A 15,894-nucleotide genomic window follows, 5' to 3' on the forward strand; every position below is an offset into this window, starting at 1 on the left:
AGTAAGTTACATACGAATATAAGAGCAGGGGATTTTTCTTTTTAGAGGAAAGGTACTGATAATTTTACTAAGTCTTGTGAAAATAAATGGCTTATCTATTCAATTTTGATTTGTTTTTCTGTTCGCCCCAAGGAAGTTCAGAAGATGCACCACCTCCACCTGTACCAACATGGACTTGTGCCTGACCACCTATAGCAAGTTCAAAGGCTACTCCGAGAAGGTTGGCTTGTACCTCATTGACCTGTTCATGTGGCTCAAAGACTTCATTGATGAGTTCATAAGCGGTAGCTTCGTTCTTGCTAAACCGCTCCCATATATCACTGAAATATTCTATATAAGTCCTTGTATCATATTCTTCATTGCCAACTTTCGTCCAGATATGGATGGACGGATTCCTCATGTTTGAAATATTGTAATGCACAAGTTCCGCACCGGATGAGAGTTGATATCTGTGAGGATTGGCTTTGCGGTCAAGCAGGTCAATACGTTGGTTCTGCCTGTCTATTACAGAATCCTTTTCTTTTGATTGCTGTTCTGCTGATTCTGCCCGATGGATAGCCTTGTCTATTTCTTTTTGATAACCATTCCGTAATTGTTCAATCTCTGATTTATGCTTTTCTTGCAGTTGGGCTTTTTCTGCCATAAGCATTTTAATCTGACTTTTGAGTTTGGCAATCTGTTCGTCCTTGCTTGCGAGTTCTTTCTTCGCCTTAGCCAAATCTCCTTTGCCGAACCATGACAGGACTGTACTTTTGCCTTCTTTTGCCTGTTCAATATCAGCTTGTAATCTGGCAATGTCTTCCTCATACTTATTCATCTGTAGCTTGTAGTATTCTGAGTTCACCTGATGCTTGGCGGTAGAACCGACAATTCCACGCTCCAATCCGAAGGGCTTCATAGCTACTGCATAGCTATTCTGATATTCATGTAACTTGGCTCGCCGCATCACATCATCTGCCGATAAGCGAGCACCGGATTTCGTTTCATACTTCTTATCGCCCTCTCGCTTTTTGCGAAGTCTTTCTGTGGTTACAATGGGTACGATAGTGGCATGTAAGTGTGGAGTTTTCTCATCCATGTGTAGCACACCTTGCGATGTAATCCAGCATGGTCTATTCTGAATTGTATGGCATCCGTCCTGTTCTTTACTCCGGCAGGAAATGCAATAAGTTCCCGATTAAGCTGTGTCCTGTTCGCATCGGCATTGGCCGGGACATATACCTTGCCTTTGGCATCCTTCCTTTCTATATGGCATGACATACCAGAGTCATTGCCGCTGCCACGTTGCAGGTGGCAGACTGCATATTGTGTGTTGCTCATATTTTTTGCGTTTTTGCGATTATTATTTCTGTGTTATGGTTCGTAAAATCCCGTCAATGTGCTACAGGCAGACATGTGTACTGGGAGGGTATCCCTCCGCTTATGGGCTTTTTGACTGCCACTCAGAGAGTGAAAGCGGTGAAAATGCCCTAATAAGCTACGGGATTTTACAACCCCTTTTTACACAGACAGCAAGCTGTCTGATTCTTCCATCGCTCTACTCCTGTCCTGCATCCACAAGTTCCAAGTCGAATGTATCTATCAAGGTATGCAATGCAGGATTGCGTTCCACCATCCTTGCTAGAACCATCTGCGGCGTATCTTCCATCAGGAGGAAGTCGGCAATATCCAACCCGGCTTCGCGCTGCCTGTCGGTCGCCATCTTCTCCAACAGGTCGGAACAAGTGACACGCTTGCAAATGGAGTGGAGCATCGCTGTCTTACGTTTCCATTCCTCTGTTGCTTTCAGGTCGGGGAACAAAATCACCTCACGCCCACACAACACCTGCATGGCTTTGCTGTTGAAACTGCCGTGCATTCCACCTGTGGCAAGCCAGACGAAATCCGGAATAAAAAGGGCGGCAATCAGTGCTGTCTTCTCGCTTTCTACAATGGCAACAGTACTTGCCGGAATTGAAGTTTCGGACAATAGGTGTTCACCGAACAGGCACTGCTTCATGTGGAAATCCGGAATCCTCTTAACCGAGTGTACCCAATTTACCTGATTGAACGGATGCTTGATTCGATGCCCGGTCTTAGCATCATAACCCATAATCTTGCCTGCCCGCACATTACCGTTGATGTCTATCTGCCAGAAAACGGTTGCCCCGTTCCACATCTTGGATGTACCGACCTTATAAAGATTGAACAGCCTGTCAGTCTTCTCCTTGCCTGCCACTTTGGTTAGATATCGGTATAAAGGGTTGACGTCAAACTTCTGCATGGACTGGCTAACCCAATCAGAGGGAAGATAAGAAGTCTGTGGTGCAGAACTAGATAATGGCTTCGCTATTGGCTTGACGGCTCTTGATGGGGTGTCGCTTCTGTTATTTTGTTCAATCATGGTTTCTTTGATGGTTGGATTATCCTGAAAATACTCCTTTGGGGTATAATGGTAGCCACAGCTGTTGATATGATCACATTTGCCCACATGGTTAGGGAATGTAATTTGCGCATTCCCGTCAACATATCGGGTAAAACAGGACTTTCTGCCGCACTTTGGGCACACTTTTTTACTGCCCGGTCTGTATTTTTGAAGATGGAATCTGTACTCACTCATAATGCTTTCGTTTTTGATTACTGCAAATCCCAAAGGCCATTTGCAGTCTGCAGTTCTTGCAGCTTTGCAGGAAAACATCATTTTAGAGCCCCAAGACTGCAAGACTGAAGAAACTGCAAGCTGCAACGCGGGTCATTCATTGCAGTTTTTGGTTGATGGTTCATTTTCGTTTATGGAATATTTACCGGATTCATACACCATTTTCTCGTAATGCCCGGCTTTGGACTTTTTCAAGAGCCTGCAGTGACACAACTCCCTGAGATAGTTCATCACCGTGCGCTCGCTGATGTTCTGCAGTTCCTTACCGACCGCTATGGCCGTTTTCGTATCGAAGGTATCGGGTAACAACGACAACAATACTTTGGGAGGCTCTTCACAAGTATTGTCTGCCACGAAGGAACGGATTCGTATGTATGAATCCTCGAAATAGTCATTCAGTCGGATAGCGGCTTTCACCGACACCGGATCCACAAACTGCAGGTGGCTTTCATCGGAAGCATACCGCAGGACTTGGATAATCAGAGCCAGCCGTGCCACGTGAGCCGGATGTTTCATCTCCCGGCTGTCAACGTCGGCATCATCCTCTATCCGGTTGATACGTTCCACTTTTTCGTTCCACCAGGAGAAGAAATACTCTTTGGCTTCACTGTTCATGGAAAGCACATGGGCGGCGTGTTCTTCCATTCCATCTCCTTCCGTTTCTGTATCATAATCCAAGGCAAGCACCTTGTCCAGTATCTTTTCCCAACGTTTTGCAGCCAAAGAGGTCTTTTCTCCGTCATCATCCCGGCTTGTCCATTTTGACACTTCCCGGGATTTGGGAAGCACGAACAGGATACGGTCAAGCAGTCCGTTTTCCTCGAATCCTCTTTTGAGAAGTTCGTGAATACGTTTGGTCTGTGCAGTCCCGATGATGTTGATGCACGGGCGTTCTATATGTACAGGAGTGGAATTGCTTATCCTTATTACATCCAAGGCTCCGCCACTCCATGCGGTCAGCAATTGCTCTATGAGTTGCCCGTTCGTGTAACGGTTGGCGGAATTGAACATGCCCATGATCTCGTCCACCAGAATGGCAACGCTCCGTGGATTGTTGTTATGTGTCTGTAGAAGCGATTCGGGCGTGAAGTCGGATACGATGGTACGGTGAAGAACAGGTTTCTTTCCGTTTTCTCCTGCCGCTTTCCATGCTTCCACTTCTGCCTCATACGCCTTGAAAAGGGCATAGTCATGTTTACGGATTGGACGGTATGCAGCTTCCAGCGGTGGGGTCTTGCCTAGTCCGGGCCGGCCCACCAGAATGATGTACAGTGCGCCGTTGCTCTGCCAGTCGCTTTTGATACGGATACGGTAAGTACCGCCCAAGGCTGTCGATGCTGCCGACAGCATGGACGTCGCGATGAACTCAATCACGTAGTTCTCGTATTTGGTCATGTCAAGTATAACGGACTGTACGGCCAGAGGGAATGCGTCCAAAGGGAAACCTGTGTCTTCGGTATGCTCCGCCTCCATGCGGATTCGGTTGCACAGTTCAAGCCGGCTGTTTTTCATGTCAGCCATTTTTCTTCTTGCAATAGGATGTTACACTTTCGGACTTGCCCCCTGTCTGCACGCGGCGTACATCTGACTTGGCATACATATTCTTGTTGCCTACCTTGACAGGCACGAGGTAGCCGCGCTTCGCCCACAGGTTGAGCGTACCTTCGCATACGTTCAGCAGTTCCCGGACTTGCTTCGTGTTGAGATAGACTTCTTCCGCTTCACGCTGCATTACTGCCTTATGCTCTTCCTGCTGTGCCAGGATGGTACGCTGTACGATGGATTCGGCAAACATTTTGAGGTCCGAGGGAGTAATTTCCAGTTTTACATTAGCTCCCTGTTCGACCAGAGTTTCTATGGTAATCATAAATGTCAGTTTTGAAATTTATCACGACCATCTGTAAAAGTTCCCTGATGCCTCACTCCCGATGGCTTGTAAAAGAGAAGCACCGCCAACCTTCGGGGAAAGGATTGACGGTGCAAAAGTATGTATGAATTTAAACTAATTGATATATAATGCTTTGTCTTAAATCGTCATGACAATTTAAGACTGCATGACAATATAAAACAGCCTTATTTTACCTTATTCTGCAATATCTGTTTCTTCATCTGTTCTGATAATGCCACTGATTTCCTCTGCTAATGTCCGGAATAGTCCCCGGTTTTCGTCACTTTCTATAAGTGGTGCGGACTGGTCTTTCCCGTCCTTGATTATGTGCCTTGCCGTTTTCAGAGATCCAACGGCCTGTCGTATGGCACTTTCGCTCTTCAAAGACGGCAAATCCGGAATTTGCAGGGTCAATCCAACACTGTATTCCTTGGCGGTATGCATACCGTTCACCAGCCGCAATTCTTTCAGTACATAGTACGGCAATGCCTGATGGACGGCACTCCTGTTAATGGAAACAAAACTGCGGAGACATTGTAGAACCCCCGTTTTATTCTTGCAATTAAGATAATCTATAAGAGGTCGTTCCTGTATCTTTTTCCTTCCGGCTGTACGCTGTATCTTTGATGTTGCATCAATGCCGGAATCTGTTGATTCCGCGCCATTAATGTTACTGTCTGTATCGGATTCCATTTCAGCTGTTGCGGATTGCAAGGCCCATTCACCGATGCGATTTTCTTTAACGGCTTCGTTCATGGCTAAATATTCGTCCCAGTCGGCACGGGTACGGAAACCACTTTTGATGGATACGCTAATGATTTGTCGGGTAACAAAAGAACAGCTTTGTCTGTCCGCTTCGTCTGCTTCCGGACTCCCTGCCTGTTTGCTGACCATGCTGACCATCGCCTCGAAACTCTTTCCGTAGTACAGCCAACTCAACACAAGAGGTGCTGAAAGGATAATGCGCGGTTCTTCGGGCTTGCTGCTGAAAATGGATTTTATCCTGTCCCATAATGTGGCCGGAGCTGTATCATGCAAAGGATTACTCTCCTCCCTCTGTTCATGGTATAACTCCACTATCCGCTTGGGTACTGCATCCTCTTTGAACATGAGGTCTATATTCTCAAAATTGCCCTTACTGTCATCATCCCAACATAACTCCCATTCAGTCTTGATTCTGGGCAGTTGTCTGAATATGGCCTTACAGATGTCAAGGTACTGCCTCTCGTCCCCGTTTGTCATCAGTCGCGCGAAACGGTTGTATTCCTCTCTGTGCGTGTTCTTCCAATGAAGGATATCCGCCTTGAACTGGTCGTATGTCAATTTTCGTTCATCCATATTCATAGTGTATTATATTATTGGCAAGTATAAAAGGGGATATTAGAAAAGAGGGAAACGGTCAATCCAATAGGTTTACCAGTTCCTTTTTCATATCGTCATCAATCTTGCGGTATCGTACAAAAGCCCGGCTACCTTCCGAATGCCCCGACATGGAGGCGATCAGGTTCGGGTCTTTGACCTGCTTATATAAGTTGCCTATAAAAGTCTTTCGTGCCGTATGGGTGGTTGCCACCTCGTATAGAGGCCGTGCCACATCCTCGCGTGTCTTCGGGTCGAGGACTCTCACCATGCGGTCTATGCCCACATATTTGAGAATCTCCTTTATCTTCTTGTTGTAACCGAAATGAGAGAACCGGGGAAGTAATGCGTCTTCCAAGTCCTTATATCTCTCCAGTATGTCCAAAGCCTTTTGATTGAGCGGAACTCTGACTGTATTGGCGTGTTCCATTTTGGTCTTCTGTGGAATATATTCCACACATCCGTCCACAACATTGGCTTTGGTCAGTCTGTTCAGGTCGCTGACGCGGCAACCGATCAGGCACTGGAACATGAATATGTCCCGATAGACCGGATGGGTGGCCCCCAGACTGCTCAGGTCGGCATAGTAAACCCTGTCCCTCTCTTCGAGGGTCAGATAAAACGGGTCGCCGTACATAGGTTGGGTTATCTGGTACTGGTCAAACGGATTGTTTCTTGTCAGCCCGCGCTTGATGCACCACTTGACAACCGTCCTTATCCGGTAAAAATAGCCTGTAATGCTGTTCTCGGAGCGGATCTGCTCGTATTTCTGCTTTTCCACATCCTTATAGAACAATGGATATTGTCCGGCAAGATTATGTTCCTCCTGTAGCCAGCTCTTGAACTCCCGCAAATCATCGGCGGTAATCGTGTCAATACACAACTTAAAGCCTCTGCGATGCAGTACTTCATGCTGGAAACGCTCGTAACGGCTTATCTTGTCTATATTGCCAAGATGGTGCTTGTAGCTGTCGTCCGCCAAAGTGTTTTCTGCGATATACCGGCTGATCTGATAGACGAGATGGTATTCTTCGGCTTTGTTGCCGCCCCTTGCGTTGATATCGGGATGGTGGTATTCCTCTATCAGTCTTTTCAGCCAGTTCCCGTCCACACCACGGTGGTACTCCTTTGTGATAAGGTGGGTGATTTGCTGGATGTCCCTGTCAAAGTTCATCCGCTTCTCTTCCGATACCAGAGCCACACGTGGCTTGTAACCCTGTTTCTCCGCGCTCCAGTGATTGGGGCTGATGGAAAGCTCGCTTGCCGCTTTTATATCGACTCCGCCAATATCCCGGACACGGAAATAGACACGTGCCAGATCCGTCACATTGTTCTTGGCCGATGTCTTTCTGATGAATGCCGTTACTTTCATATATATTTCCTTCTTAGTTTATCATTTCTACCAGTTTCCGCTTCATGTCATCGTCTATGGTGCGGTATCGCCTGAACGCTCGGCTTCCTTCCACGTGTCCCGACAGGGAAGCGATCAGATTCGGATCGGGGACCTGTTTGTACAGGTTGCCTACAAAGGTCTTGCGTGCCGTATGGCTGCTGGCGACTTCATACAATGGTTTTTGTACGGTATTATAGCCGTGCGTGTCAAGGATGGTGACCATACGGTCAATGCCGCAATACTTCAAAAGTTCTCGTATGCCAAGATTATAGGTATGTATGGGCTTGAAAGGAAACAGCCTGTCCGCGTTTACATCATAGCGTTCCAGTATCTTCAAGGCCTTTTCGTGCAAGGGGACTCTGACTGTCTTTGCCTGACACTTTTTCGTTTTCTGTGGCATGTATTCCAGAAAGCCGTCCTTGATGTTTTCCCTTGTCAGCCGGTAAAGGTCTCCGACGCGACAGCCGATATAGCAGTGGAACACGAATATATCCCGGATGACCGCCAGTTTAGGATTGTCACTCAAATCCGCATCGTACAGGACATTCCTTTCCTCCGAAGTAAGGTAGAACGGGTCCCCGTATGTCGGTTCCTTGCAGCCGTAGAGTGCATACACCTCGTTGTCGGAATACTTCATCCTCTTGCACCAGTGCAGGAATGTACAGAAGAAGTTCATAATGTTGATGACGGTCGTGTTGGAGAGCGGCTTGGGTTTGTGGTTGATAAGCATACGGGGAACATAGAACTCAGGATGCTCCTGACGCAGCAGGTACTCATTCGCGACATAATCCCGGAAACCGTTCATCTGTTCCAGTGTGACAGTCTCCACAAAGAGCGTGAAGTCACGATTACCCAGTATTTCCCGTTGGTAGTCGTGATAGCGGGACATCTTGCGCTCGAAACGTATGATATGCTCTTTGGTTCTATCAGCCCCTTCGTACTTCTCCAAATATTCATGAACACGATAGAGCAGAGTTGGATGGTTGCGTTCGAAGGCGCGTGCAGGATACAGCACATCTTCGATAACCTGCTTCAGCCATTTGCTGTCCGCCTTGTCCGAAAAGGTCTTCTCCACTTTCTCGATGATGGCGGCAATCTGCTCGGGCAGGCGTTTTTGGTCGGTGGCAGGTACGGCTGTCGTGCGTTTATAACTTAGGGTATCTGCATCCCAGTACTTGTCATGAACTGTAAGAGACGAAACCACCTTTATATCCACATTCTTCTCACGGACACGGAAGCAGATGTTCGAGGTCGTAAAGGAACACTTTTTCAGATAGACGGAAACTTTCATCGGCAATGCGTTTTTGGTTCACATCGCAAAGGTATATAAATTCCCATATATGTTCCCATATATCCCGAAGAAACTTGAAACGGATTAAAACAAATTAAGAAGTCAATCCCGAAACTGATACCACATAAAGCACTGTAAATTAGTGGTTATATTTGCTTTTGTTATGCTTTTCTTTTCAATTCTTACTTCTTTTTCCTATTTTCAAAACAGATATTGCAGTTCCACGCTTTATTTATATTTGCAATACGTTTTCTGCTCGTCAGCGTGGTGAAACTTGCGGAAAGCGGTTTTTATTTTTTAGGGAATATGTAAAGTTTCATCTCTCAGAATCAAAATTTAGCGATTTTACTGCGGAGAGATGATGCGGCAGATATCGGGACGGTTGGTTGGAGAAACTGCGCAGAAGTCTGAGACGGTTGTTGCCGAACAAGAAGTCTTAAACGTGTTTACCATCCGCAGGGCTTTCCGAAGAGGAGAAGCTTTGTAGGGCATTTGTAATGCTTTAGTAAGAATTTTTATCTATTCGTTTTATTTTCTTAACTCCGAACGTTTCGTAATTGACACGAGACCACCTACTTTTATCCCCACATTTGCAGCATTTCAGAATGTCCTGCGTCTAATAAATAAAAAACTAAATCATTCTAGTCATGAAACACAGACTGTTGCTACTATTACTATTCATGTTTGCTACATTTGCGGCGGGGTGGGCGCAAAAAGCTGTAGCTCCTTCTTTTACCATCAAAGGCGTTCTTCTGGATTCGTTAACCCAAGAGGGAGAACCGTATGCCACCATCAGGATTACCAAGAAAGGCGTTCCGGACAAAGCTGTAAAAATGGCGGTGACCGGGGCAAACGGTAAGTTTCAGGAGAAATTGAATGTACCGGCAGGCGATTATGTAATCAGTATTTCTTCGATAGGTAAAGCTCCTGTTGTGAAAGACTTCACTTTGAGATCTTCTACGAAAATAGTCGACCTCGGGACGTTGTATTCTTCGGAAGCCAATAATGAATTGAAGGGAGTGGAAGTTGTCGCCCAGAAGCCTTTGGTGAAGGTAGATGTGGACAAGATAGAATATAACATTGAAGACGACCCCGACTCCAAGTCGAACAGTATTCTGGAGATGCTGCGCAAAGTTCCTTTGGTGACGGTAGATGGGGAAGATAATGTGCAGGTGAACGGAAGCAGCAGTTTCAAGATACATGTGAACGGAAAGCCGAATAACATGATGAGCAATAATCCGAAAGAAGTACTGAAAAGTATGCCGGCAAATACTATTAAATATATTGAGGTGATTACCTCGCCGGGGGCGAAGTACGATGCGGAAGGCGTAGGCGGTATTCTGAATATCATTACGGTGGGTAGCGGATTCGAGGGATATACGGCTACATTTCGGGGAAATGCCAGTAATAACGGAGTCGGGGCCGGTACTTATGCGATGGTGAAACAGGGTAAGATGACTGTTTCCGTCAATTATAATTATGATTATAATAATCGTCCGCGCAGCTACTCGGACAGTTACCGTGAGAATTACGAGCCGGGAACGAGGGACGAGAAGTTTCTCGAATCTCAAAGCAGTTCCAAGTCAAAAGGGAATTTTCAGTATGGCAATTTGGAAGCGAGCTATGAGATTGATACGTTGAGGCTGCTGACGGTGGCTTTCGGGATGTATGGCAGCAGTGATAAGAGCAACAATAACGGAAATACGGTAATGTATAGGACGGATCATGAGGACGTTGCTTATCGTTACCGGACGGATGGGCATAGTGAAAATTCGTGGTATTCCATAAATGGGAATATAGATTATCAGCGTACTTCCCGGAAGAATAAACAACGGATGCTTACCTTATCCTATAAGATAAATACGCAACCTCAAACTGATAATTCTAACAATGTTTATCTGGATATATTTCCCGACGAACAGAAAGACGAACTGGCTGAGCGATTGCGGTTGGAAAATTATCATTCGGACGGAAAGACGAATACGATGGAGCAGACTTTCCAGGTAGATTATACGACTCCGATAGGGAAATTGCATACCGTTGAGACGGGGGCGAAATATATTTTCCGCCGTAATAGCAGTGACAACGCGCTCTATGAGGCGGCAGGCGGGAGCGACGACTATGTGTACAATGAAAACCGAAGCAGTGAGTACCGTCATCTGAACCATATCTTATCAGCCTATGTGGGATATACATTGAAGTATAAGGACTTCTCTTTCAAACCGGGAGTACGTTATGAACAGACCATACAACGGGTGAAATATATCGTAGGGCCGGGTGAGAATTTCCATACGAATTACAGCGATTTGGTTCCCTCCGTCTCTTTGGGGATGAAAATCGGCAAGACGCAGAATCTGCGTGCCGGTTATAATATGCGCATCTGGCGTCCGGGAATCTGGAGCCTGAATCCTTACTTTAATAATCAAGACCCGATGTCTATCAGTCAGGGAAATCCGGACTTGAAGAGTGAGAAAAGCCATGCTTTTGATATTGCGTACAGTAATTTCAGTGCCAAGTTCAATATAAACGTTTCGTTGCGCCATTCATTCGGCAATAATGGGATAGAGAGGGTAAGCCGGCTGATAAACAATGAGGACGGAGAAATCTTTGACAATAATCCGGAACACAGGGCGCCGGACGGGGCTATGTACAGTACTTATGATAATATCGGCAAGAATCGGGATACCGGATTGTCCCTTTATCTGAACTGGAACGCTTCTTCCAAAACACGTATTTACGTGAACGGGCGCGGAAGTTACAGGGATTTGAAGAGTGAGGCGCAAGGGTTGCACAATTATGGATGGAACGCTTCCTGCCACGGAGGTATCCAGCATACGCTTCCTTTGAAAATTCGTTTGAGCCTGAATGGAGGCGGGGGGACTCCGTATATCAGTTTGCAGGGAAAAGGTTCCGGCTACCAGTATTACAGCATCGGAGTGAACCGTTCGTTCCTGAAGGACGACCGTCTCAGCCTGAACCTATATTGCAGCAATGTCTTTGAGAAGTACAGAACGTATAACAGCCATACGAAAGGCGACAATTTTATATCGAAGAGTAGCGGAAAGTATCCGAACCGTTATGTCGGGTTCAGTATCGGCTACCGGATTGGAGAGCTGAAAGCCAGCGTGAAGAAAGCTGCCCGCAGCATCAGTAATGATGATGTGAGAGGTGGTGAGGGCGGTGGAGGAAGTGCCGGTGGCGGCGGTGGTCAGTAAGACCACCACTGCTCAACTTAGCCAGAAGGATATGACGTGTCTTATGTCATATTTATCCAGTATGGCTAGGAATCTTTCATCTTCGAGACATTCTTTGTAAATATAGAACATTGCATCATACTTCACCCAACGCAGGTCGTAGTTGTATTTCAGGCCAAGTTCTATATTTCTGTAGAAGTCAAGTTTCTCATTCATGCGATATTTGATTTCTGCAAGAGTGATATATATTATATCCAGTTCCGAGTCGATTTCGAAGGCTTTGTTGACCGATTCCAGAGCTTTGTCGTATTTCTTATAGAAATTGTACATTGCTGCCTCTTCGTTATAATATATTGCATTATCTGGATGGGCTTTTATTAATTGGGCAATCGCTTCCATGTCTTTTTCTTCATTGTGATAGAGGACGTGCTCTATCTGTATCTTGAGAAATTGTGCAAGCTCATAACCTTCGTCATAAATCTTATTCAGGAGGGTTTCACTTTTCCGATAATTTCCTAACAGAAAGTTCAAGTAAACCTCTTTTAGTTGGATAGAGAACAGTTCAGGACCAAGGGTCTTAGTCGCTTTACTTGCAAATTCCAATGCTTTCTGAAGTTCGAAACGAGCATAATAATAGTTGCTTAGGAATGAATATCCATAAGAAAAATTGGGATATTTCTCAATCAGCAATTCTGCTTGTTCTATGAAACGGGTATCGTTTTCTTTATAGTAGCGTAATGCTTTGTCTACTTCTAACTGAAGCTGCTTGTATCCGTCAAAAGTGACAAGGTCTTCTTTTGAGAAATAATTCTTTACCAAAGAATCATACAAGGCCATATATTCTTTGACGGAAGAAGTTTTGGAGACTTCGTATATATAAGAAGTGTTGCAAAGCTCGTTCTCTTCCAGGCAGCGGTCCGAATGGATTACATTCGCGCTTTCGAGGGTGATGCCATTCTGTGCTAGACATTCTTTGATGATATTTGTCTTTTGCTCTACAATGATATTATGTTTTACTTTTTCATCGGGACTGTCCGGTAGAGGGATACGGGTCAGGACAAAATGATAGGTCCTCTTGATTCCCAGCAGGTTGTTTTCCGGTGCCGAGAGCGAGTTCAGGACTTTACAGCAGCCTTTGATGTTTTCTTCGTTATTGGCAGCTAGAAAGACAACGTCGTCGGCAAGCAAGGACATCGTGATAGCGGACATTTCCGTGATTCCTGTTCTGGAATCTATCAGTAAGAAGTCGGGAGCCAGTTCCTCTTCTATCTGTTTCTTCAGGTTCAGAAAGAAATCAATGCCGTAACTGTTTTCTGCGTAGAATAAGTTCCACCAATTGATGCGTGCGAGTTTTTTCCAGTAATCACTTGAGTCAACATTGCCTGCCGCACATAAATGGATGGTATTTATTGCGTTGGTTAAACGAATGTCAACCATATAATCTGATATATGACGGGGCTGTACATTTTCCACGGCATATGAATAAATATAATCCACCAATCCTTTGTCGATAGGCTGTTGAAGTTCTTTGGCATATTTGCTTTGCAACCCCGGAGCTTCCAAGTCAAAGTCGAGGATACACACTTTCTTTCCAAATTCAGCCAAGCGATTGGCTATGTTGACTAACGCCAATGTGCGTCCGACTCCTCCTTTGTATGAATAAAAAGTAAATGTTTTCATAACTCTTATATGATTAGCATGAGTGAAGCTCTTTCTTTGGCGATGCGAGTGGCTCTGGCTGATTCTTCCGTCTGTTGGAATGGAGCAGGAATTTGGCCGGAGGCACTAAGTTGAAAGTTCAATTCGCATTTTTTAGCGAGTGCCCGTATGATTTGTACGACTCGTTCAAATTTAACTTTACCATATTCTTGTTGTTCATAGCGTTGGATTTGTTGTTCCGGCACTCCTATTTTGTCTGCCAGTTCCTTTTGGGTGTATCCGGAAGCTATACGCAAGGCTATGATAGATTTAGGAAGGTTTTCGTTTGTGAAAGACAGGTATTGCCGGTTTCTTAGTTTCTCGAATTCTTCGATTTCCGAACTCAAGTCTTTCAAACGGCAGCAGTATGCTGCTTTTTGCATACGGTCGGTCAGTTCTTCTCCTTTTATCTGATACAAGGCATCCAGCAACTCTTCCATTTCCTGTTTGGCGCGTGTCAGTTGGCTTTCGTTCTTAATCATATCTTAGTTCAGATTTATTTTTATTATTCCCTTTTTCTTCCTCTTTGCTCCTTTTATTCCTTGAAAGAAATCCAGATAGGAGATATTCAAGCCTGCATAAAGGCTATAGAAGAATAGCTCTCCTTTGAATTTTTGTTTTTGCGTTTCCCGCAGTTTATAATCGTCAGTGAGGAGCAGGCAAGGCTCTTGTCTTTTCAGTGTCTTAAGAGATTGTGCACTTCCTTTGAAGCAGGCATCCCAGTCGTCGGGTTCCAGTTTGTCGGTGACGAAGCTACCGTCGATATAGATAGCTTCGCAACCGCAAATCTTTAGTATATTTATAACTTGAAGTAAGCCTTCCAGCAGTTCTTTACGTTTGGGGCTGAATCCGAAGGTTATTTCAAATTCTTCCCAACTGAGCGTGTGAATTCCTTCAGGCAAATATCCTTCTTTATTAAATTCCATAATCACACATCATTTCTGTTGTGCAAATATAGAAAAAAATACCTGGATATTGAAGGATGGATAGTTTTATTTCTGTCTCACATCTATTTCTGTCTCACATCCTGTTTGTTGGTATTAAAACCCAGCTTCGTCAGTCCCGCCTGTACATCGGGATGGCTCATGAAGAGGTTCCATAACAAGCCTGTGCGGTAGTTCTCAATCATGACGGCGATAGGGCCCTGGTCGATGGCGAGGTAGCGTTGCGGATACCAGTTGTCCGTCTCGCTGAAAGCGTCGTAGAATCCGAAGGGACCGAATACTTTGTCGCCCATATTATAGAGGTGGCGCATCACCTGCATGGAATATTCCGGTGTATAGACGATGGATGAGAGGGCGGCGGTAGGAGAGATGACTCCCTTGTCGTCCTGCTCGTTGGGTGAGTGGGCGGCATATCCGTCTACGGAGTAACTGGCGGTCAGTCCCCAGCAATCGGGGCCGAAACCTTTATAATGTTTGGGGTTGCGGATGCAATAGGCACGGTTGACTAATGTCAGGTTACGCATTTCGTGGAAGTAGCTGGGGCAGTATTCGTCTTTCAGCCCGACGGGGTCGAGTCCGAGGAACGAATATTGTGCCCAGAAAAGCGGGCCGGCTTCTGTTCCCTGGTAGCGGAGATGAAGTTCGATTCCTTCTACTTTATGTGGAGAGACGATGGCGCCGTTCTGTGCCCATCCGTCATGATAGACGGCGGCAGGTACTCCGTGCGTTGGCGAAGCGGCGGCAAGGATATACATAATCATGCATTCGTTGTAACCGTGTACGGGGAAATTCATTTCCCAGCCGTAAGTGGGGCTCCAATGCCAGTAGAGGACGTTTTGCCCGCCTTTCCGGTACCAGTTCCAGTCGACGTCACGCCAGATTTGGTCGATGCGTTGGGCGAGTGCTTTTTCTTTCTCGTTGCCGTCTGCGTAATATTGGTGTACGGCAAGAAGTCCTTGGATAAGGAAGGCGGTTTCTACGAGGTCACCGCCGTTGTCTTTCTGTCCGAAAGGTTTCACTTTTCCGGTATCGCCATACCACCAGTGCGGATAAGCTCCGTGAAAGCGGTCGGCTTTTTCGAGGAAGGAGACGATGCGTTCCATGCGTGCCAGTCCTTCTTCACGGGTGACGTAGCCGCGGTCTATTCCGGCAAGGATAGCCATGATGCCGAAGCCGCTGCCACCGGAAGTGACTACGTTGGCATCGTCCTGCGGGTATACACCATCTACATGATAGCGTTCGGGAGCAAGACCGCTGTTCGGTTCCGCGCCTTCCCAGAAATAGAGGAAGGTACGTCGTTGGACGGTATCCATCAAGGCATCGTCCGACAGTGAATCGGTGACGGCGGAAAGGTTGTCGCTTTTGCTTTTCCCTTTACAGTTTTGGAAAGTCAGGGCAACGGTGGACAGGAACAGCAGCATGAGAGGGAGTGCGCTCATTGCTGCGAGTCTTTTATATTTATCGTTCATAATCAGGGTAATAGTTTATT

The 15,894-nt window shown here is 45.9% G+C and carries 12 protein-coding genes and 1 pseudogene; 1 reads left to right on the top strand and 12 read right to left on the bottom strand.

Annotated elements, in window-relative coordinates:
* Window positions 1–91 precede the first annotated feature (91 nt).
* The 8 genes and pseudogenes from RDN93_RS05070 to RDN93_RS05105 form a co-directional block, all read right to left on the bottom strand.
* A pseudogene (locus tag RDN93_RS05070) lies at window positions 92–1,320 on the bottom strand (plasmid recombination protein).
* Between the two features lie 217 nt (window positions 1,321–1,537).
* Window positions 1,538–2,599 carry a DUF6371 domain-containing protein gene (locus RDN93_RS05075; protein ID WP_308744491.1) on the bottom strand — a complete coding sequence of 354 codons (1,062 nt, stop codon included), beginning with the start codon at window positions 2,597–2,599 and terminating at the stop codon, window positions 1,538–1,540.
* Between the two features lie 132 nt (window positions 2,600–2,731).
* Entirely contained in the window at window positions 2,732–4,159 is a 1,428-nt protein-coding gene (locus tag RDN93_RS05080; RefSeq protein WP_308744492.1) for a DUF3987 domain-containing protein, read from the bottom strand.
* Complete coding sequence (locus tag RDN93_RS05085) at window positions 4,152–4,505, bottom strand: helix-turn-helix domain-containing protein (RefSeq protein WP_118172380.1); 354 nt, start codon at window positions 4,503–4,505, stop codon at window positions 4,152–4,154. Before RDN93_RS05085 ends, RDN93_RS05080 begins: the two co-directional genes overlap by 8 nt.
* 216 nt (window positions 4,506–4,721) lie before the next feature.
* The gene (locus RDN93_RS05090; RefSeq protein WP_118435348.1) at window positions 4,722–5,870 is read right to left on the bottom strand and encodes a DUF6043 family protein; all 1,149 of its coding nucleotides are present in this window, start codon (window positions 5,868–5,870) and stop codon (window positions 4,722–4,724) included.
* A gap of 55 nt (window positions 5,871–5,925) precedes the next feature.
* On the bottom strand, window positions 5,926–7,257 hold the full coding sequence (locus RDN93_RS05095) for a tyrosine-type recombinase/integrase (protein WP_308744493.1): 1,332 nt from the start codon (window positions 7,255–7,257) through the stop codon (window positions 5,926–5,928).
* Between the two features lie 13 nt (window positions 7,258–7,270).
* A complete protein-coding gene (locus RDN93_RS05100; protein ID WP_118172374.1) occupies window positions 7,271–8,569 on the bottom strand; it encodes a site-specific integrase in 1,299 nt (432 codons plus the stop codon).
* 345 nt (window positions 8,570–8,914) lie between these two features.
* The gene (locus RDN93_RS05105) at window positions 8,915–9,061 is read right to left on the bottom strand and encodes a hypothetical protein (protein WP_308744494.1); all 147 of its coding nucleotides are present in this window, start codon (window positions 9,059–9,061) and stop codon (window positions 8,915–8,917) included.
* A 155-nt stretch (window positions 9,062–9,216) separates the two neighbouring features.
* Here RDN93_RS05105 and RDN93_RS05110 point away from each other — a divergent pair, with 155 nt between their 5' ends.
* Entirely contained in the window at window positions 9,217–11,784 is a 2,568-nt protein-coding gene (locus RDN93_RS05110; protein WP_308744495.1) for an outer membrane beta-barrel family protein, read from the top strand.
* A gap of 12 nt (window positions 11,785–11,796) precedes the next feature.
* On the opposite strand, the gene RDN93_RS05115 is transcribed toward RDN93_RS05110, so the two are convergent.
* From RDN93_RS05115 to RDN93_RS05130, 4 genes are all read right to left on the bottom strand, one after another.
* Complete coding sequence (locus RDN93_RS05115) at window positions 11,797–13,443, bottom strand: KGGVGR-motif variant AAA ATPase (protein ID WP_308744496.1); 1,647 nt, start codon at window positions 13,441–13,443, stop codon at window positions 11,797–11,799.
* Window positions 13,444–13,448: 5 nt separating this feature from the next.
* A complete protein-coding gene (locus RDN93_RS05120; RefSeq protein WP_308744497.1) occupies window positions 13,449–13,943 on the bottom strand; it encodes a helix-turn-helix transcriptional regulator in 495 nt (164 codons plus the stop codon).
* Window positions 13,944–13,946: 3 nt separating this feature from the next.
* Window positions 13,947–14,387: a hypothetical protein gene (locus RDN93_RS05125; RefSeq protein ID WP_308744498.1), complete on the bottom strand. Its 441-nt coding sequence runs from the start codon at window positions 14,385–14,387 to the stop codon at window positions 13,947–13,949.
* An 83-nt stretch (window positions 14,388–14,470) separates the two neighbouring features.
* Entirely contained in the window at window positions 14,471–15,874 is a 1,404-nt protein-coding gene (locus RDN93_RS05130; RefSeq protein WP_308744499.1) for a glucoamylase family protein, read from the bottom strand.
* Window positions 15,875–15,894 lie beyond the last annotated feature (20 nt).

Source organism: uncultured Bacteroides sp., from assembly GCF_902491285.1.
Taxonomy (GTDB): Bacteria; Bacteroidota; Bacteroidia; order Bacteroidales; family Bacteroidaceae; genus Bacteroides.

Excerpts from the sequence above, each read along its gene's own strand:
- RDN93_RS05085 (WP_118172380.1), bottom strand. The coding sequence starts at position 4,505 with ATGATTACCATAGAAACTCTGGTCGAACAGGGAGCTAATGTAAAACTG.
- RDN93_RS05120 (WP_308744497.1), bottom strand. The coding sequence starts at position 13,943 with ATGATTAAGAACGAAAGCCAACTGACACGCGCCAAACAGGAAATGGAA.
- RDN93_RS05100 (WP_118172374.1), bottom strand. The coding sequence starts at position 8,569 with ATGAAAGTTTCCGTCTATCTGAAAAAGTGTTCCTTTACGACCTCGAAC.
- RDN93_RS05115 (WP_308744496.1), bottom strand. The coding sequence starts at position 13,443 with ATGAAAACATTTACTTTTTATTCATACAAAGGAGGAGTCGGACGCACA.
- RDN93_RS05110 (WP_308744495.1), top strand. The coding sequence starts at position 9,217 with ATGAAACACAGACTGTTGCTACTATTACTATTCATGTTTGCTACATTT.
- RDN93_RS05130 (WP_308744499.1), bottom strand. The coding sequence starts at position 15,874 with ATGAACGATAAATATAAAAGACTCGCAGCAATGAGCGCACTCCCTCTC.
- RDN93_RS05125 (WP_308744498.1), bottom strand. The coding sequence starts at position 14,387 with ATGGAATTTAATAAAGAAGGATATTTGCCTGAAGGAATTCACACGCTC.
- RDN93_RS05080 (WP_308744492.1), bottom strand. The coding sequence starts at position 4,159 with ATGGCTGACATGAAAAACAGCCGGCTTGAACTGTGCAACCGAATCCGC.
- RDN93_RS05075 (WP_308744491.1), bottom strand. The coding sequence starts at position 2,599 with ATGAGTGAGTACAGATTCCATCTTCAAAAATACAGACCGGGCAGTAAA.
- RDN93_RS05090 (WP_118435348.1), bottom strand. The coding sequence starts at position 5,870 with ATGAATATGGATGAACGAAAATTGACATACGACCAGTTCAAGGCGGAT.
- RDN93_RS05095 (WP_308744493.1), bottom strand. The coding sequence starts at position 7,257 with ATGAAAGTAACGGCATTCATCAGAAAGACATCGGCCAAGAACAATGTG.
- RDN93_RS05105 (WP_308744494.1), bottom strand. The coding sequence starts at position 9,061 with ATGCCCTACAAAGCTTCTCCTCTTCGGAAAGCCCTGCGGATGGTAAAC.